Genomic DNA, 18,707 nt, shown 5'->3' with positions numbered 1-18,707 from the left:
GCCCTCGGGGTTACCGCGTTTCCTGCTGTGGTGCTGGGCGGCTACTCGCCGTTGCCTCCCAGGAGGCCGCCTCCGGCGCCGTTCTCGCCGCCGTCCTGGCCGCCGTTCTGCCCACCGTTCTGGCCTCCGCCCGGTGGGGCGGGTGTGTCGGTCGGGCCTCCGATGGCACCTCCCGCGCCGTCAGCGCCACCGTTCGCGTCACCCGGGTCCTGCTGATGGCAGTCCCAGTCGAACGGGCCGCACTCCTCACCGCCGCCGTTGCCGTGCGTCTCGCCCGGGGAGGGCGCCGGCGGGGTGGTCGGGGACGGGGTGTCCTCGGGGGTCTCCGTCGGAGTGGGCGTCGGGGTGGGCGTCGGGGTGGGCGTCGGGCTCTTGGCGCCACCGCCGTAGACAGGCTCACCGATGGGCTCGGGCACGGGGAAGTCCGTGGCGGGCTTGCCCTTGAGCGCATCGACCATGTAGTCGTGCCAGATTTGCGACGGGAACGAAGCGCCGTGGATCTTCTTCTCGCCACCCGTGCCGAACATCTCCAGGAACGCGCGGTTCTTGTTCTCCGCGTTGTCGTCCAGGCGGTACATGTCGATGGCCGTGGACAGCTGCGGGGTGTACCCCACGAACCAGGCCGACTTGTTGCCGTCGGTGGTACCGGTCTTGCCGGCCACCTCGCGCCCGGGGATCTGAGCGTTGGAACCGGTGCCCTTATCGACGACGTTCTTCAGCACTTCGGTCACGTTGTCGGCGACGTTGGCGGGAATCCTGGCCTGCGGCGCCACTTCGTGCTTCCAGATCACAGCGCCGCTCTTCTTGACCTCCTTGACCGAGTACGGCTCGTTCTGCTTGCCGCTGGCCGCGAAGGTGGCGTATGCGCCCGCCATCCGGATCGCGCTCGGGTCGGAGATGCCGATGGAGAACGAGGGGTTGTCGCCCTTGGCGAGGCTGGTGTCCAGGAGACCGGCGTCGATCGCGGACTTACGGACCTTGTCGATGCCCACGTCCATGCCCAACTGGACATAGGGGGAGTTGGCGGAAACCTCCATCGCCTTACGAAGGTTGATGTTGCCGTAGTCCTCGTGTCCGTCGTTGGTCTGGAGCCATTCCTTGCCCTCTTCGTTCTGCCAGACCTCGCCGTTGTACTCCTTGATCTTCAGCTTGTCGTCGCCGTTGTAGATGCTCTTCGGGGAGACGATGGTCCGCTGGGAACCGTCCTGGTCCTTCGGCCCCTCGGGGTCCCGCTTGCCGTACTGCATGGCTGCGGCCAGCACAAACGGCTTGAAGGTCGAGCCGACCTGAGCACCTGTCTGGTCAGCGTTGTTGGTGAAGTGCTTGGTGGCGTCTGCACCGCCGTAGATGGCGACGATTCTGCCGTCCTTGGGGTCGACCGAGGCACCACCGAACTGGACGTGGGGGTCCGTCTTCGGCCGCTTCTTCGGGTCGATCTTCTTGTCGTAGACGCTCTTCACGGCCTTCTCAAGCCGATCCACCTTGTCCTTCTCGAAGGTGGTGTAGATGTGATACCCGCCCTTGGACAGGTCCTCCGCGTCGATGCCCTGGTCATTCTTGTTGATGAAGTTGGCCTTGGCCAGGTCGACCAGGTAACCGATCTGCCCGCCCAGCTGGGCGTTCTTCTTCGGCTTGATGACATTGGGGAAGTTCGGGTACTTGTCCCGCTCAGCCTGGGACAGGCGCTTGTCCTTCACCTGCTCGTCGAGGATCCAGCCCCACCGTTCCTCGGCCCGCTTGCGGTTCTTCTCCGGGGTGGCTTCGGGATCGATGGCTTCCGCGCCGGCCGGGTCGAAGTACGTCGCCCCCTTGAGGACTGCTGCCAGGAAGGCACAGTCGCTGGGGGTGAGCGCGCTGGCTTCCTTGTCGAAGTACGCACGGGACGCGGCCTGGAGACCGTACGCTCCCCGCCCGTAGTACGAGACGTTGAGGTAGCCAGCCATGATCTTGTTCTTGTCCCAGGTGTCGCCGACCTTGATGGAGATCATGAGTTCGGCGAACTTACGGCTGAGGGTCTGCTCCTGGCCGAGCATCGAGTTCTTGACGAACTGCTGGGTGATCGTCGAGCCGCCCTGGGTGTTGCCACCCATGGCCATCCGTCCGACGGCCCGCAGGATGCCCATCGGGTCGACACCGGGGTCGTCGTCGAACGACTTGTTCTCCGCCGACTTCACCGCGTTCTGCATCGCCGGTGGGATGTCGTCGAAGTCCAGCAGCTGGCGGTTGAACTCACCGCCGGTCGCCACCATCTGCTTGCCGTCGGCCCAGTAGTAGACGTTGTTCTGCGCCGTGGCCGTGTCGTGCACCTTGGGTACGTCCACCCAGGCGTACGCGATGCTTCCCGCAGCCAGCAGGGCGCCGACGAAGCCGATGCACAGCCCCGTCACCTGCTTCCACGACGGGACGAACCGCTTCCACCCGTACTTCATGGAGCGCGGGTAGTCGATCAGCCTCTTCTTCTGGGGACGGCCACCTCGCCCTCGGCCGCGCCCCGGGCCCTCGAAATCGTCCCGGCCGCCGCCTCCACGACGGCCACCTCCACCACCGCCCCCGCCGCCCCGCTGAGCGGCGCGGCGGGCCTCGGCCCTCCCTCCGTACGGCCGCTCCTGGCCGTACGAACCTGACGCCGACCCGGCGGCGCCGGCTCCGGACGACGGGGCCGCTCGGCGGCCTGAAGAAGACTGCTGGGCGGCTTTCCTGGCCGCGGCACGTCCGCCACCTTGCGGCTGCGGTTGCTTGCGACGGTGCTCGCTCATCGAACGATTACTCCTCGGGCAGGCGAGTTCGCCTGGAAGCGGCAGCTGAGTTCCGGTCCCCCCGAAATACGGACGGGCCCTCCCACGGGCTCATCCGAACTGCAGCCGGGAACACGACGCCCCCTTGCGTCACGCGGCTCCCGGTGTTGTGCATGCCGCACAGACTACGCACGCTCAAAACCCTCTCAGTGCCGATGTTCACCCCAAATCAGGCAAGTTGCTTCCCACAAATTGATGATGTGACGCCGTTCACCATGACTGGCCTTGTCGCGGGCGTGCGGCCGTTCTATCGTCTGGATGTATCGAGTCGATACATCAGCTCGGCATAAGTGCCGGACTGTTAAACGGAACTCACGGACAGCAGCGGAAGGGCGAAGGATGAGCAGACGCTCCGGCATCCTCGAATTCGCCGTGCTCGGCCTGCTCCGTGAGTCCCCGATGCACGGCTACGAGCTGCGCAAGCGGCTCAACACCTCGCTGGGCGTCTTCCGTGCCTTCAGTTACGGCACGCTCTATCCGTGCCTCAAATCACTCGTCGCCAGCGGCTGGTTGATCGAGGAACCGGGTAGCGCCCCCGAGGACGCGCTCGCTGCCTCACTGGCAGGGCGCCGCGCCAAGATCGTCTACCGACTGACGGCAGAAGGTAAGGAGCGCTTCGAGGAGCTGCTCTCGCACACCGGACCCGACAGCTGGGAGGACGAGCACTTCGCCGCCCGTTTCGCCTTCTTCGGGCAGACGGAGCGCGAGGTGCGGATGCGCGTCCTGGAAGGACGTCGCAGCCGGCTGGAGGAGCGCCTGGAGAAGATGCGGGCCTCGTTCGCCCGTACCCGCGAGCGCTTGGACGACTACACCCTCGAACTTCAGCGGCACGGCATGGAATCCGTGGAGCGCGAAGTGCGCTGGCTGAACGAGCTCATCGAGAGCGAGCGGGCGGGACGGGATCAACACCGTTCCGAGGACAAGACATCAGGTGACCCGGACGGTCTGACCCGGCACGGGGACGACACCCCGCCGGATCCGTCCGAGGACACCGCCAACTGAGGTCCTGCACTCCGCAGGCCTCGTCGAGAACACACAGGGAGCAACCGTCAATGGGTTCGGTTCGCGTAGCCATCGTCGGCGTGGGCAACTGCTCTGCGTCGCTGGTCCAGGGCGTCGAGTACTACAAGGACGCTGACCCGGCCAGTCGCGTGCCCGGTCTGATGCACGTGCAGTTCGGTGAGTACCACGTCAAGGACGTGGAGTTCGTTGCCGCGTTCGACGTCGACGCCAAGAAGGTCGGCCTCGACCTCGCGGACGCCATCGGCGCCAGCGAGAACAACACCATCAAGATCTGCGACGTGCCGCAGACCGGTGTGACCGTCCAGCGCGGCCACACCCTGGACGGCCTGGGCAAGTACTACCGCCAGACCATCGAGGAGTCGGACGCGGCCCCGGTCGACATCGTCCAGGCCCTGAAGGACGCTCAGGTCGACGTCCTGGTCTGCTACCTGCCGGTCGGTTCCGAGGACGCGGCGAAGTTCTACGCCCAGTGCGCCATCGACGCCAAGGTCGCCTTCGTCAACGCTCTCCCGGTCTTCATCGCCGGCACCAAGGAGTGGGCTGACAAGTTCACCGAGGCGGGCGTCCCGATCGTCGGCGACGACATCAAGTCGCAGGTCGGCGCCACCATCACGCACCGCGTCATGGCCAAGCTCTTCGAAGACCGCGGTGTGCGCCTGGAGCGCACCATGCAGCTGAACGTCGGCGGCAACATGGACTTCAAGAACATGCTGGAGCGCGACCGCCTGGAGTCCAAGAAGGTCTCCAAGACGCAGGCTGTCACCTCGCAGATCCGCGACCGCGAGCTGGGCGAGAACAACGTCCACATCGGTCCCTCGGACTACGTGGCCTGGCTGGACGACCGCAAGTGGGCGTACGTCCGCCTTGAGGGCCGTGCGTTCGGTGACGTTCCGCTGAACCTGGAGTACAAGCTTGAGGTGTGGGACTCCCCGAACTCCGCGGGCGTCATCATCGACGCGGTGCGCGCCGCGAAGATCGCCAAGGACCGCGGCATCGGCGGCCCGATCCTCTCCGCGTCCTCTTACTTCATGAAGTCCCCGCCGGTGCAGTACTTCGACGACGAGGCCTACGCGAACGTCGAGAAGTTCATCAAGGGCGAGGTCGAGCGCTAAGCTCCGCCAGCTTTCCCACGGAGGAGCAACCGACTCCGTCGTATTTCCACGAGGAGGGGCCCCGGGCAGTCGCCCGGGGCCCCTCCTCGTGGTGCGTGTGTGACCCTTGCACGCATGTCCGTCGTGCGTGATCTGCGTGTGCTGCTGCGCCTTCCCGACTTCCGGCGTCTGCTGACGGTGCGGCTGCTCTCGCAGTCCGCGGACGGCGTCTATCAGGTGGCCCTCGCGGCGTACGTCGTCTTCTCCCCGGAGAAGCAGACCTCACCGGCCGCGATCGCCTCCGCGATGGCGGTACTGCTGCTGCCGTACTCCGTCATCGGGCCCTTCGCGGGAGTCCTCCTCGACCGCTGGCGACGCCGACAGGTCTTCCTGTACGGCAATGTGCTGCGCGCCGTCCTTGCCGCGAGCACCGCCCTGCTGATCGTCGCCTCGGCCCCGGACTGGATCTTCTACGCGTCCGCGCTCTCGGTCACGGCGGTCAACAGGTTCGTTCTCGCCGGGCTCTCCGCCGCCCTGCCCCGCGTCGTGGACGGCGAACGCCTGGTCGTCGCCAACTCGCTCTCCCCAACGGCCGGCACACTCGCGGCCACTCTGGGTGGCGGTCTCGCCTTCGCCGTGCGGCTGCTGGGGTGGGACTCGGACGCGGCGGTCGTCCTGCTCGGGGCGGTCCTCTATCTCTGTGCCGCACTGGCCTCCCTGCGCATGGACCGGGAACTGCTGGGACCCGACCGTGAGGTGCTCCAGCCCCGGATCGGCGCGGCCCTCGCCTCCACCGCACACGGGCTCCTCGACGGTCTGCGCCACCTGGCCGGGCAACGCCCTGCGGCTCGCGCGCTGGCCGCGATGACGGTGCTGCGTTTCTGCTACGGCGCGCTGACCGTCACCCTGTTGATGCTGTGCCGGTACGCCTGGGCCGATGAGCCCCACGCCGCCAACGGCACGGACGGGCTCGCTCTGCTCGGCCTCGCCCTCGGCGTCTCCGGGGCCGGCTTCTTCGTCGCCGCGCTGATCACCCCCTGGGCGGTGGGGCGGCTGGGAGCGTACGGCTGGATGGTGGCGTGCTCGGCCTCGGCAGCCGTTCTCGTTCCGGCGCTGTGGCTGTCCTTCGCGCCCGTGCCGGTACTGATCGCCGCCTTCGCGCTCGGTCTCGTCAGCCAGGGCACGAAAATCGCCACCGACACCGTGGTGCAGTCCTCGGTGGACGACGCCTTCCGCGGCCGGATCTTCTCCCTTTACGACGTGCTGTTCAACGTCGCCTTCGTGAGTGCCGCAGCCGTCGCCGCCCTGGTGCTGCCGCCCGACGGGCGCTCGGTCGCCCTGGTCCTCGGTGTGGCCGTGCTCTACGCGGTGGTGGCGCTGACCCTGTCCCATTGGCGCCGGAGGACGAAGAGTGGGCGATGTTTCACGTGAAACACCGCCCACCGTCCTGGTCGTGTTTCACGTGAAACACGACCCCGTGTTTCACGTGAAACACCGCCCTGCCGCGCTCAGCTCTGCCCGGCCCACCACTCCTTGAGCGCCGCGACGGCCGCCTCGTGCTCCATCGGGCCGTTCTCCAGGCGCAGTTCGAGCAGGAACGTGTACGCCTGGCCGATCTCAGGACCGGGCTTGATTCCCAGGATCTCCATGATCTGGTTGCCGTCGAGGTCGGGCCGGATCGAGTCCAGTTCCTCCTGCTCCTGAAGCTGTGCGATGCGCTCCTCCAGGCCGTCGTACGCCCGGGACAGCGCGGTGGCTTTGCGCTTGTTGCGGGTGGTGCAGTCCGAGCGGGTCAGCTTGTGCAGCCGATCCACCAGTGGGCCCGCGTCGCGCACATAGCGGCGTACGGCCGAATCGGTCCACTCGCCGGTGCCATAGCCGTGGAAGCGCAAGTGCAGCTCCACCAGCTTCGACACGTCCTTGATCATGTCGTTGGAGTACTTCAGCTCCGTCATGCGCTTCTTGGTCATCTTCGCGCCCACCACCTCGTGGTGGTGGAAGGAGACCCGGCCGTCCTTCTCGAAACGCCGGGTGCGCGGCTTACCGATGTCGTGCAGCAGGGCTGCCAGCCGCAGCACCAGGTCGGGACCGTTCTCCTCCAGGTCCATGGCCTGCTGGAGGACGATCAGCGAGTGCTCGTAGACGTCCTTGTGACGGTGGTGCTCGTCACTCTCCAGCCGCAGCGCGGGCAGCTCCGGCAGCACGTGCTCGGCGAGCCCGGTGTCGACGAGCAGCGAGAGGCCCTTCGCCGGGTGGGCGGAGAGCAGGAGTTTGTTGAGCTCGTCACGTACCCGCTCGGCGGAGACGATCTCGATCCGGTCGGACATGGCCGTCATCGCCGCGATGACCTCGGGGGCGACCTCGAAGTCGAGCTGCGCGGCGAAACGGGCGGCCCGCAGCATCCGCAGCGGGTCGTCGGAGAAGGAGTCCTCCGGGGTCCCGGGGGTGCGCAGCACCTTGGCCGACAGGTCTTCCAGACCGCCGTACGGGTCGATGAAATCCTTCTCCGGAAGCGCGACCGCCATCGCGTTGACGGTGAAGTCGCGGCGTACCAGGTCCTCCTCGATGGAGTCGCCGTAGGACACCTCGGGCTTGCGGGAGGTGCGGTCGTACGCCTCGGAGCGGTACGTCGTCACCTCGACCTGGAAGCTCATATCGACGCCTCCGACACGGGCGTCCTTCTGCGACCCCACCGTCCCGAACGCGATCCCTACCTCCCACACCGCGTCCGCCCACGGCCTGACGATCTTCAGCACGTCCTCGGGGCGGGCATCGGTGGTGAAGTCCAGGTCGTTGCCGAGCCGGCCCAGGAGCGCGTCCCGGACCGAGCCGCCGACCAGGGCGAGGCGGAAGCCCGCCTCCTGGAATCGGCGGGCGAGGTCGTCGGCGACAGGGGAGACCCGCAGCAGTTCGCTGACTGCGCGGTGCTGCACCTGGCTCAGGGCGCTGAGGTTGTCTTCGTTGGCGTTCGGCACAACAGAAAAGGGTACGTGCCCGTGCCGGGCGCAGTGTCATCGTTTTCGTCCGGCCCTGAGAGACTCTTCCGATCATGTGGCGCAGTCCGCGGCACTTCGCCGCCATACGCATCGTTACCATGCGTGGACGCAGCAACCGGGCAACCATCAACGGCAGCCAACGACGAGGGACGGGCGAGCGCGTGGCCGAGGCGGCAGACTTTCAGGGGATGAACCCTTCTCCTGCCCGCCGATGGACCCGGCGCGCGGCCTCCTTCATGGTCGGTGCCCCGCTCCTGATCGGCCTGACCCAGCTACCGGTCGCGCCTGCGTCTTACGCCTCGGAGGACGCCACCGGGGCCGCCACTGTCGATGTCGCACTGGACTCCCTGACTCCCAACGCCCCCGTGAAGGGCGACACGATCACCGTGTCCGGCACGGTCACCAACAGGAGCAAGCAGGACGTCACAGAGGCCCGGGTCGGTCTGCGGGTGGGCCACCGGCTCTCAGGGCGGACCGAGATCGACTCCGCGGCGGCCGACTCCGACTACGCGGAGGGCGGCGAGCCCGAGGAGCTGGAGACGTACGTCGTCAAGATCCCCCGGCTGCGGCCGGGAATCAGCACGGACTTCTCACTCAACGTGCCCGTGGACAAGCTGGGACTCGGCGAAACGGGTGTCTACCAGCTCGGCGTCTCGCTCTCCGGGAAGACGGCGGGCCGCAGCACCGAGCGGGTCCTGGGCATCGAGCGGACATTCCTCCCCTGGGCTCCCGAGGGGACGCAGAAGAAGACTCAGCTCACCTACCTGTGGCCGCTGATCACCACCACTCGGCTGTCCGCCGAGACGGGATCGGACGAGCAGCAGACCCCGGTCTTCGACAACGACGACCTCGCCAAGGAGCTCGCACCGGGCGGTCGGCTGGAGCAGATGGTCTCGCTGGGCAACGAACTGCCCGTGACCTGGGTCATCGACCCTGACCTGCTCGCCACCGTCGACGCGATGGCGAAGGGCTACACGGTCAAGGACAGGACGACCGGCGCCGAGGTGACGGGCAAGAGCCAGGCCGTCGCCAAGGAATGGCTGAACTCGGTGGAGAAGGCGGTTCAGGGCAAGAAGGTGGTGGCGCTGCCGTTCGCGGACCCGGACCTGGCCTCGCTCGCCCACCGGGGCAAGAACGTCCCCGGCTCCCTGAACCAGCTGCAGCGGGCCACCGAAGTCGCCAGGATCACGGTGGATTCGGTCCTGCACGTCAAGCCGTCCACGGACTTCGCCTGGCCCGTCGAGGGCGCCATCGACCCCTCGATCGTCAACACCGCCACCTCGGCCGGCGCCCACAATGTGATCGCGCGCAGCGACAGCCTCCGGGACTCGCTCGGCTATACGCCGACCGCCGCCCGGCCGATCGGTACGGGCCGCACCGCCGTGGTCGCCGACACGCGGCTCTCCACCTCTTTCCAGGGCGACATGGCCAGCGCGGAGAACTCGACGCTGGCGGTCCAGGAGTTCCTCGCCCAGACACTCGCGGTGACCCTCCAGGACGAGGAGAAGCAGCGCAGCGTCGTGGTGGCCCCGCAGCGGATCCCCTCGGTCGCCCAGGCGCAGTCGATGGCGACCGCGCTGCGGACGCTGGAACTCCCGCGCTGGACCCAGCCACTCGATCTGGTGGCGGCGGCGAAGGCCAAGCCGGACCCCGACGCCACGACACAGATCCCCGCCTCGTCCTCGTACCCGGCCACCCTGCGCGACCAGGAACTGCCCACCACGGCCTTCGAGAACATCAAGGCGACGCAGTACACCCTGGACCGCTTCAAGGTGATCCTCACTCGGCCGGAGCGGGTCGTCACCCCGTTCGGCAACGCCATAAACCGTGAGATGTCGACGTCCTGGCGCAAGAAGGAGACCTCGGCGGCGATCTACCGCGATGACGTCCAGCGCTATCTGGACGACCTCACCAACGAGGTCAACCTGATCGAGAAGTCGACCGCGACCCTTTCGGGGCGCAGCGCGACCATCCCCGTAACGGTCCAGAACAAGCTGGTGCAGGACGTCGACCACCTGGTACTGCGGCTTGAGTCGACCATGCCGGCCCGCCTCAAGCTGGGCGAGGGCGAGGGCAGCGCGGTCACCGAGCAGCCCATCAAGGTCGGCGGCGGCCACAGCCAGTCGGTCAAGATCGCCACGACGGCCAACGCCAACGGCAAGGTCCCGGTGATCGCCCGGCTCTACACCGACGACGGCACGCCGTACGGGCCCGAGATGCGGTTCATGGTGAGCGTCAACGAGGTCACCCCCACGATCATGCTGGTGATTGCCGGCGGCGTGCTGCTGCTGGTGTTCGCCGGAATCAAGATGTACTCGCAGCGCAAGCGGACAGCGGCCCGCACCGACCTGCCCGACGATTCCGCACCCGACGGCGACGTCCCGGACGGTGAAGCACCCGAGCAGCCGAGTGACCCGAGCACGGACACCGGTCCGGAAAGCGGGGACCCTTCGGCCACGGGTGAGAAAGTGGACCGTTGAGCTATGCCGTGTGAGCGATAAACGTTGAGCTGTGTCGTGGCCGTCGGCCGGGGACGATGAGGTGGGGTTGCAATGAACGCGCCGTACGACGGTGACCGCGGCCAGCGCGCGGGCGGCGATGCGGCGGGCTCCGCGCCCCCGCCCCAGCAGTCCGACGCGCCGGAGGACCCGTATTTCCGGTCCGCCTACGACCACGATCCTTACCGGTCGCAGGACCTCTCCGCGCAGGACCCTGTGACCGAGGCGCTCTACGACCGCGCCTCGCACCCGCCGCCGCCCCCGGGCACCTACCAGGAGACGTCGCCGCTGTATCAGCAGCCGGCCGCACCCCCGCACGCTCCGAACCCGCAGATCTGGGCGCAGACACCGCCGCCCGAGCCCGATGGGCCGTCCCGACATCTGCCGTACGGCGACGACGCCCGCACCGTGCAGTTCACCGGCGTCGACGACCTGGTCACCCGGGCGAGCCAGGACGAGCAGCCCGAGAAGGACGCGTTCGCCCACCTCTACCGTGACCAGCAGACGCCGGGGGTGCCCGCCCAGACCGCTCCGGAGCCGGCCGCCGCTCCGGCGGCCGCACCGAAGAAGCCCGCGGGCCGTGCGGCAGGCCTGATGAAGTCCAGTGCGGTGATGGCCGCGGGCACGATGGTCTCCCGCCTCACCGGCTTCATCCGTTCGGCGCTGATCATCGCGGCGCTCGGCGCGGGCATGCTCGGCGACACCTTCCAGGTCGCCTACCAGCTTCCGACGATGATCTACATCCTGACCATCGGCGGCGGCCTCAACTCCGTCTTCGTACCCCAGCTGGTACGCGCGATGAAGAACGACGAGGACGGCGGCGAGGCCTTCGCGAACCGCCTGCTGACCCTGGTCACGGTCGCCCTCGGCGCGCTCACCGCTCTCGGAATGCTCGCCGCACCGCTGCTGGTCCGGTTCATCTCGGTGCCGATCTCCAACAATCCCGAAGCCAACGACGTAGCGGTGACCCTGCTCCGCTACTTCCTCCCCACGATCTTCTTCATGGGTGTCCATGTGGTGATGGGGCAGATCCTCAACACGCGCGGGAAGTTCGGCGCGATGATGTGGACCCCGGTCCTCAACAACATCGTCATCATCGCCACCCTGGGGCTGTTCATCTGGGTGTACGGCACCTCGGCGAACTCCGACATGACGGTCAGCACCATCCCGCCCGAGGGCGAGCGGCTGCTCGGCGTCGGCATTCTGCTCGGCCTCGTCGTTCAGGCCCTGGCGATGATCCCGTACCTGCGCGAGACCGGCTTCAGGCTGCGCCCGCGCTTCGACTGGAAGGGCCAGGGCCTCGGCAAGGCGGCCAAGCTGGCCAAGTGGACGGTGCTGTTCGTCCTCGCCAACCAGGCCGGCGCGATCGTCGTCATCCAGCTCGCCACCGCTGCCGTCGGCAAGGCGGGGGAGGGTACGGGTTACACCGCCTACGCGAACGCACAGCTCATCTGGGCCCTTCCGCAGGCCATCATCACCGTCTCCCTGATGGCTGCCCTGCTGCCCCGACTGGCCCGCTCGGCCAACGAGAACGACTCGGGCGCCGTCCGCGACGACGTCTCGCAGGGGCTGCGCACCACGGCTGTCGCCATCGTGCCGATCGCCTTCACCTTCCTCGCCCTCGGCGTCCCGATCTGCACCCTGATCTTCGGCTCCTCCGGCACCTCCAGCGCCACCAACATGGGCTACATGCTGATGGCGTTCGGCCTCGGCCTGATCCCGTACTCGGTGCAGTACGTCGTGCTGCGTGCCTTCTACGCATACGAGGACACCCGGACGCCCTTCTACAACACGGTCATCGTCGCCGCCGTCAACGCGGCTGCCTCCGCACTCTGCTACCTGGTGCTGCCGCCCCGCTGGGCCGTCACCGGTATGGCCGCCTCGTACGGAATCGCCTACGCCATCGGCGTGGGCATCGCCTGGAAGCGGCTGCGCAACCGGCTCGGCGGGGACCTGGACGGAGCGAACGTGCTGCGTACGTACGCACGCCTGGCGATTGCCTCGGTTCCGGCAGCCATGGTCGCGGGCGCAGTGGGGTATGCGCTCTCGCAGGCCCTCGGCCAGGGAGTTCTCGGCTCACTCGTAGCACTGATCGTCGGTGGCGTCGTACTCCTCGGAGTCTTCTTCGTCGCGGCGAAGAAGATGCGCATCGCGGAACTGAACGCCCTGGTGGGCATGGTCCGCGGGCGTCTCGGCCGCTGAGAAACCACAGCGGCAGCACAACCGTCGCCCGCGACCGTGTGTCGTGCAGAGCGGCGGACTGTGGGCACAATTGGCAGGGCTGCTCAGCAGCGCGCAACGGATGGGGAGGCAGGAACGACGGTGGCGGAACGTAGCACGGCTGCCGTCGACGTGGCCGACAACAGCGGTGACGGCCCTTCTCCCGCCCCTGGCGGGAAGGCGTCGTCTGCCGCTGATGCGGACAGGGCCACGGCCGACGGGGTGGCGAAAGGCCAGGACACACCGGAGATGAGCACGCAGGACGAGGCCAAGAAGGGCACCGAGTCCCCGATCGTCGCGCCGGAACTGCACAGCGGCCACAAGCTGGCCCGGCGCTACCGACTTGAGGAGTGCGTCACCCGCCTCGACGGATTCAGCAGCTGGCGCGCGGTCGACGAGAAGCTGCGCCGTGCCGTCGGCGTTCATCTGCTGCCCGCAGACCACGCCCGCGCCCGTTCCGTGCTCGCCGCGGCCCGCTCCTCCGCGCTGCTGGGCGATCCCCGCTTCGTGCAGGTCCTGGACGCCGTCGAGGAGAACGACCTCGTCTACGTCGTCCACGAGTGGCTGCCCGACGCCACCGAGCTGACCGCCCTGCTGGCCTCCGGTCCGCTGGAGCCGCACGACGCGTACCAGCTGGTCAGCCAGGTCTCGCAGGCCATGGCCGCCGCTCACCGGGAGGGCCTGGCCCACCTGCGGCTCACACCCAGCGCGGTCCTGCGCACCTCCACCGGGCAGTACCGGATCCGCGGCCTCGCGGTGAACGCCGCCCTGCGCGGCATCACCACGGAGCGCCCCCAGCTCACCGACACCGAGGCGATCGGCGCCCTGCTGTACGCCTCGCTGACCCAGCGCTGGCCGTACGAGAGCGACGCCTACGGCCTGACCGGGCTGCCCAAGGGCATCGGGCTGATCGCGCCCGACCAGGTGCGGGCCGGCGTCCACCGGGGCCTTTCGGAACTTGCCATGCGGGCACTGGCCAACGATGGCGCGACCGCCTCACGGCAGGAGCCGCCCTGCACCACCCCGGACGAGCTGGCCAAGGCCGTCGCAGCGATGCCCCGCATCCGCCCGCCGGAGCCCGCGTTCACCCCGCGCCCGGACTACCAGCGCACCAGTTATCAGCAGGGGTCGTACGGCCGCCCACAGCCCCACACCGCCCCACAGCCGATGGCACCCGTGCCCCCGCCGCCGCTCCAGAGCCGCACCGGCAAGGCACTCAAGTGGAGTGTGGCGGCGTTGCTCATCGCTGCGCTCGGCCTGGGCAGCTGGCAGATCGCCGACACTCTGCTCGACCGACGCGACAAGAACGACAACCAGACGCAGACCGAGCCCAAGAACAACCAGAGCCCCCGCCCCATCGCCTCCAAGCCGCTCACCATCGAGGACGCGGCCGAGTTCTCTCCGGACGGTTTGCCCCAGGCACCCGGCGCCGTCGCGGACACCTACGACGGAGACCGCGCCACCTTCTGGCGCACCAAGAGCTTCGAGGACGGCCCGAAGCTGGCGCCCTCCATCAAAAAGGGCGTGGGCATCGTTTACGACCTCGGCGCGGAGCAGGACGTGTCCGCGTCGTCGATAGCGCTCAAGTACGCGGGGGACCACACCACGATCACGCTGTACGCGGCGGACTCGCTGTCCTCGCCCGGGGATGTCGACTCGATGAAGAAAATCGCCACCGCAACCACCAGTGGTTCGAAAGCCTCTCTCAAGGCAACGAAGCCGGTGAAGACTCGCTATGTGCTGCTGTGGATGACAGCCATGCCCCACGCGGGGAAGGACGAATACAGCCGTCCGGGCTACAAACAGGCCATAACCGATGTGAAGTTCACCGGCTGACCAAGCCATCAGGGGAGAGGGGGGCTCACCGTTGGACGACGTCACACTGCGCGATGCCGACGACCAGGAACTCCTGGCTCGGCACGTCAAGGGGGACCCCGAGGCCTTCGGCGAGCTCGTACGCCGCCATCGCGACCGCCTCTGGGCCGTCGCCCTGCGCACGCTCGGCGACCGGGAGGAGGCCGCTGACGCGGTCCAGGACGCCCTGGTGTCCGCCTACCGGGCCGCCCACACCTTCCGCGGCCAGTCCGCCGTCACGACCTGGCTGCACCGCATCACCGTGAACGCCTGCCTCGACCGGGTCCGCAAGGCGGCGTCCCGCAGGACCTCACCGATGGACGACACGGAGCGCTTGGAGCAACTGCTGGAGCCGCACGAGTCGGCCGAGGCTCCTGCCGAACGTCAGGAACTGCACCATGAACTGGTGGCGGCACTGCGTACTCTGCCCGCCGAGCAACGGGCGGCCCTGGTCCTCGTCGACATGCAGGGATACCCGGTGGCAGAGGCAGCCCGCGTCCTCGACGTGCCGACCGGAACGGTGAAGAGCCGCTGCGCACGCGGTCGGGCAAGACTCCTGCCACTCCTCACTCATCTGCGCGGCGGCAGTGGGAGTAGCGAGGACTCCGGGAGGGGAAGGAACCGAGGGCCGGGGACATCCGTCCCACCGGCATCGGAACAACGGGACGCAGGGCCGAACGGCCCTACTGCTGTGAAGGGCGGAGGTGGGCGCGCGTGACATCTACGGCCGGCACGACTCAGCACCCTGATGTCGCGGAGATCTCCGACCTCGCCGAGGGGCTGCTGTCGGCATCCCGCACCGAGGCCGTACGCCGTCACCTCGACGGCTGCGCGCTCTGCGCCGACGTCGAACTGTGCCTGGAGGAGATCCGTGGGCTGCTGGGCACTCTGCCCGGGCCCCCGCGGATGCCCGCCGACATCGCCGGCCGGATCGACGCGGCACTGGCGGCCGAGGCACTACTGAACTCCACGGCACCCGACCTGACCCCTGCCGCACCCGACGACATCGATGCACCCCACCCCGTACGGGAAGCCACGCAGGATGTTTCACGTGAAACATCGGCCGGTGTGCCTCGGCAGGTCTCTCCGGCCGTGGACCGTCCGGCGGGGCATGCGCGGGCGGCCACCGGGCCGGGCCGCGCCTCTCCTGTCCGGCGGCAGCGCCGCCGGGCAGTGTGGGGCGCGGTTCTCGGCGTTGCCGCGCTCGGCATGGGCGTCCTCCTGCTACAGCCCTCCGCTCCCTCGAAGGACGGCGCCAGCAAGAGCGATGCCGCTTCGGTGAAGAGCCAGACGTTCTCCGGCTCCCCGATCAAGGGCCAGGTAGAGACACTTCTCGCAGCGCAGCCGGAGGGGCTGAAAACCCCCAGGGAGAAGAACGCGCCGTCCCTCGATATCCAGGAGACACCTCCCTCGCCGAAGCAGAGCTTCGACGTGCCCCCTTGCGTCCAGCTGGGCACCGGCCGCGAGGAAGCTCCCCTCGGCAGCGAGTCGGGCACCTACGACGGAAAGCCGGCGTTTCTCCTCGTCCTGCCGCATGCCTCCGACACCTCCAGCGTCCAGGCCTACGTCGTCGACGCGGCCTGCACCACCAAGGCACCCGGGGGCAAGGGAGAACTGCTGCTGACCCAGGCCTACCCGCGACGCTGAGTACACACCTCGATCTGCTCGGCAGTCCCGGGAATGCCAGCCCCGTAGTATCCGTTGGGTGGGGTGGAAGGTTCAGACCGGGCCCCGGTTGGCAGTAAGCAGTCTGCAGAGACGAGGAAGAAACCCGTGAGCGACGTCCGTAACGTGATCATCATTGGCTCCGGGCCGGCCGGTTACACCGCCGCGCTGTACACCGCGCGCGCGTCGCTGAAGCCGCTGGTGTTCGAAGGTGCCGTCACCGCAGGTGGTGCGCTGATGAACACCACCGAGGTCGAGAACTTCCCCGGCTTCCGTGACGGCATCATGGGCCCCGACCTGATGGACAGCATGCGCGCCCAGGCCGAGCGCTTCGGTGCCGAGCTCGTACCCGACGACATCGTGTCCGTCGACCTCACCGGTGACATCAAGACCGTCACCGACACCGCAGGTACCGTGCACCGCGCCAAGGCCGTGATCATCTCCACCGGCTCCCAGCACCGCAAGCTGGGCCTGCCCCAGGAGGACGCGCTCTCCGGGCGCGGCGTCTCCTGGTGCGCCACCTGCGACGGCTTCTTCTTCAAGGACCACGACATCGCCGTGGTCGGCGGCGGCGACACCGCGATGGAAGAGGCCACATTCCTCTCCCGCTTCGCCAAGTCCGTCACCATCGTCCACCGCCGTGACACCCTGCGTGCCTCCAAGGCCATGCAGGAGCGCGCCTTCGCCGACCCGAAAATCAAGTTTGCCTGGGACAGCGAGACCGAGTCCCTCCAGGGCGACCAGAAGCTCTCCGGGATCACCCTGCGCAGCACCAAGACCGGCGAAAGCGCCCCGCTCGACGTGACCGGCCTGTTCATCGCAGTCGGCCACGACCCCCGCAGCGAGCTCTTCAAGGGTCAGGTCGAGCTGGACGACGAGGGCTACGTGAAGGTGGAAGCTCCGTCCACCCGCACCAACCTGTCCGGTGTCTTCGCTGCGGGCGATGTCGTCGACCACACCTACCGACAGGCCATCACGGCCGCCGGTACCGGTTGCTCCGCCGCGCTCGACGCGGAGCGCTACCTCGCTGCGCTCGCCGACAGCGAGAAGGTGGCCGAGCCTGAGAAGACCCCTGCCGTCTAACTCTTCCCCCACCCCACACCCCTGAAGAAGTGAAGGAGGCCGCCGTGGCCGGCGACCTGAAGAACGTGACCGACGACTCCTTCGACGAGATCGTCCTCAAGAGCGACAAGCCCGTCCTGGTCGACTTCTGGGCCGCCTGGTGCGGTCCGTGCCGTCAGATCGCGCCGTCCCTCGAAGCCATCGCGGCCGAGCACGGCGACAAGATCGAGGTCGTCAAGCTGAACATCGACGAGAACCCGGCCACCGCGGCCAAGTACGGCGTCATGTCGATCCCGACGCTGAACGTCTACCTGGGTGGCGAGGTGGCGAAGACGATCGTCGGCGCCAAGCCGAAGGCCGCGATCGTCCGCGACCTGGACCCCTTCATCGGCGAGAAGTAGATCCCCCGCTGTTTCACGTGAAACAGCGACGATGTTTCACGTGAAACATTGAGGGCCCACCCCGGACCGGGGTGGGCCCTCAGCGTTTTCCGGATCCTCGCTGTTTTCGCTTCGGTGTTCTCGCTTCGGTGTTCTCGCTAGAGAGGCCGGAGTACCGGCTCCTTCTGGACCACTCCCAGCAGCTTGTCCAGCGCCAGCTCGACGTCTTCCTTCCAGGAAAGCGCCGTACGCAGCTCAAGCCGCAACCGCGGGTGCTTGGGGTGCGGGCGCACTGTCTTGAATCCGACCGCCAGCAGGTGCTCGGCCGGAAGCAGACAGGCCGGTTCCTTCCACCGCGCGTCACCGAATGCCTCGATCGCCTTGAAGCCCCGGCCGAGCAAGTCCTTGGCCACGGTCTGCACCATCACCCGCCCCAGCCCTTGGCCCTGGTATCCGGGCACGATCGCAGCGGTCATCAGCTGCACCGCATCGGGTGAGACCGGACTCGTGGGGAACGCCGTCGCCCGTGCCACATACGCCGGTGGCGCGTACATCACGAAGCCGACAGGGACGTCGTCCACATAGACAACCCTCCCGCAGGACCCCCACTCCAGCAGGACCGCCGAGATCCAGGCCTCCTTCTCCCCCTCCGCCCGGCCGGCCTTTACCGCGACCTCTCCACGGACGGGGTCGAGTTCCCAGAAGACACAGCTGCGGCAGCGGAGGGGAAGGTCCGCAAGGTTGTCCAGCGTGAGCGGTACGAGCCGACGCCCCATGAAGGCTGTTCCCCACTTTCGTCGCCTGCCGCGCCACGAGCAGCGCTGAGCGCGCTCCATTCGTGGATCAGACTGCCGACGAATCCGCCGACCGCCCCGATTCCCAGTCCCGCAGTCACCCATTGGCCTCGGCTCACCGATCGCATGGCTCCCCCTCCGAGGTGGATCACAGTGGATGCGCCGTACCACAAGGCATCGTATCCACCGCGCAATCGGACGGGTACCGGCGACAAGCAAAGGGCGGGGGGGGGGGGGGGGGGGGGGGGGGGGGGGGGGCGGCCGCGCCCGCGGGGCCCCCCGGGGGGGGCGGTCGTCGTGGGGAGGTCTGGGGCGAGGGGGGAGGGCCT

Annotated in this window: 13 protein-coding genes; 10 read left to right on the top strand and 3 right to left on the bottom strand. The window is 68.1% G+C overall.

Annotated features, from left to right (window positions below; genetic code table 11):
* Positions 1–41: 41 nt before the first annotated feature.
* Positions 42–2,756, bottom strand: coding sequence for a transglycosylase domain-containing protein (locus ACIA73_RS22350; protein WP_399440399.1), 2,715 nt, complete (start codon positions 2,754–2,756; stop codon positions 42–44).
* Between the two features lie 378 nt (positions 2,757–3,134).
* On the opposite strand from ACIA73_RS22350, the gene ACIA73_RS22345 reads away from it, so the two are divergent.
* The 3 genes from ACIA73_RS22345 to ACIA73_RS22335 all read left to right on the top strand — a co-directional run bounded on the left by ACIA73_RS22345 (position 3,135) and on the right by ACIA73_RS22335 (position 6,340).
* The gene (locus ACIA73_RS22345) at positions 3,135–3,797 is read left to right on the top strand and encodes a helix-turn-helix transcriptional regulator (RefSeq protein ID WP_399440398.1); all 663 of its coding nucleotides are present in this window, start codon (positions 3,135–3,137) and stop codon (positions 3,795–3,797) included.
* Positions 3,798–3,847: 50 nt separating this feature from the next.
* Positions 3,848–4,930 carry an inositol-3-phosphate synthase gene (locus tag ACIA73_RS22340; protein ID WP_399440397.1) on the top strand — a complete coding sequence of 361 codons (1,083 nt, stop codon included), beginning with the start codon at positions 3,848–3,850 and terminating at the stop codon, positions 4,928–4,930.
* Between the two features lie 114 nt (positions 4,931–5,044).
* Positions 5,045–6,340, top strand: a complete 1,296-nt coding sequence (locus tag ACIA73_RS22335) for an MFS transporter (RefSeq protein ID WP_399440396.1) — start codon at positions 5,045–5,047, stop codon at positions 6,338–6,340.
* Positions 6,341–6,417: 77 nt separating this feature from the next.
* On the opposite strand, the gene ACIA73_RS22330 is transcribed toward ACIA73_RS22335, so the two are convergent.
* Positions 6,418–7,884, bottom strand: a complete 1,467-nt coding sequence (locus ACIA73_RS22330; RefSeq protein WP_399440394.1) for a CCA tRNA nucleotidyltransferase — start codon at positions 7,882–7,884, stop codon at positions 6,418–6,420.
* A gap of 182 nt (positions 7,885–8,066) precedes the next feature.
* Here ACIA73_RS22330 and ACIA73_RS22325 point away from each other — a divergent pair, with 182 nt between their 5' ends.
* The 7 genes from ACIA73_RS22325 to trxA all read left to right on the top strand — a co-directional run bounded on the left by ACIA73_RS22325 (position 8,067) and on the right by trxA (position 17,605).
* Positions 8,067–10,385, top strand: a complete 2,319-nt coding sequence (locus ACIA73_RS22325) for a DUF6049 family protein (RefSeq protein WP_399440623.1) — start codon at positions 8,067–8,069, stop codon at positions 10,383–10,385.
* A gap of 72 nt (positions 10,386–10,457) precedes the next feature.
* Complete coding sequence (gene murJ / locus ACIA73_RS22320; RefSeq protein WP_399440393.1) at positions 10,458–12,605, top strand: murein biosynthesis integral membrane protein MurJ; 2,148 nt, start codon at positions 10,458–10,460, stop codon at positions 12,603–12,605.
* Between the two features lie 120 nt (positions 12,606–12,725).
* Positions 12,726–14,459 (top strand): protein kinase family protein, encoded by a 1,734-nt coding sequence (locus ACIA73_RS22315; protein WP_399440392.1) that lies wholly within the window; start codon positions 12,726–12,728, stop codon positions 14,457–14,459.
* Positions 14,460–14,490: 31 nt separating this feature from the next.
* Positions 14,491–15,195: an RNA polymerase sigma factor SigM gene (sigM, locus tag ACIA73_RS22310; RefSeq protein WP_399440391.1), complete on the top strand. Its 705-nt coding sequence runs from the start codon at positions 14,491–14,493 to the stop codon at positions 15,193–15,195.
* A complete protein-coding gene (locus ACIA73_RS22305) occupies positions 15,192–16,124 on the top strand; it encodes a hypothetical protein (protein ID WP_399440390.1) in 933 nt (310 codons plus the stop codon). Before sigM ends, ACIA73_RS22305 begins: the two co-directional genes overlap by 4 nt.
* Positions 16,125–16,250: 126 nt before the next feature.
* Positions 16,251–17,225, top strand: coding sequence for a thioredoxin-disulfide reductase (gene trxB / locus ACIA73_RS22300; protein ID WP_399440389.1), 975 nt, complete (start codon positions 16,251–16,253; stop codon positions 17,223–17,225).
* A 44-nt stretch (positions 17,226–17,269) separates the two neighbouring features.
* Positions 17,270–17,605, top strand: a complete 336-nt coding sequence (gene trxA / locus ACIA73_RS22295; RefSeq protein ID WP_399440388.1) for a thioredoxin — start codon at positions 17,270–17,272, stop codon at positions 17,603–17,605.
* A gap of 137 nt (positions 17,606–17,742) precedes the next feature.
* On the opposite strand, the gene ACIA73_RS22290 is transcribed toward trxA, so the two are convergent.
* Entirely contained in the window at positions 17,743–18,360 is a 618-nt protein-coding gene (locus ACIA73_RS22290; protein ID WP_399440387.1) for a GNAT family N-acetyltransferase, read from the bottom strand.
* Positions 18,361–18,707 lie beyond the last annotated feature (347 nt).

The sequence above is a fragment of the Streptomyces sp. NPDC051561 genome (assembly GCF_044454195.1).
In the GTDB taxonomy this organism is placed as follows: Bacteria; Actinomycetota; Actinomycetes; order Streptomycetales; family Streptomycetaceae; genus Streptomyces.
Note: the sequence above shows the minus strand (reverse complement) of the source record. Positions and strands in the feature narration are given on the sequence as shown.

Excerpts from the sequence above, each read along its gene's own strand:
- ACIA73_RS22350 (WP_399440399.1), bottom strand. The coding sequence starts at position 2,756 with ATGAGCGAGCACCGTCGCAAGCAACCGCAGCCGCAAGGTGGCGGACGT.
- ACIA73_RS22345 (WP_399440398.1), top strand. The coding sequence starts at position 3,135 with ATGAGCAGACGCTCCGGCATCCTCGAATTCGCCGTGCTCGGCCTGCTC.
- ACIA73_RS22340 (WP_399440397.1), top strand. The coding sequence starts at position 3,848 with ATGGGTTCGGTTCGCGTAGCCATCGTCGGCGTGGGCAACTGCTCTGCG.
- ACIA73_RS22335 (WP_399440396.1), top strand. The coding sequence starts at position 5,045 with ATGTCCGTCGTGCGTGATCTGCGTGTGCTGCTGCGCCTTCCCGACTTC.
- murJ (WP_399440393.1), top strand. The coding sequence starts at position 10,458 with ATGAACGCGCCGTACGACGGTGACCGCGGCCAGCGCGCGGGCGGCGAT.
- ACIA73_RS22290 (WP_399440387.1), bottom strand. The coding sequence starts at position 18,360 with ATGGGGCGTCGGCTCGTACCGCTCACGCTGGACAACCTTGCGGACCTT.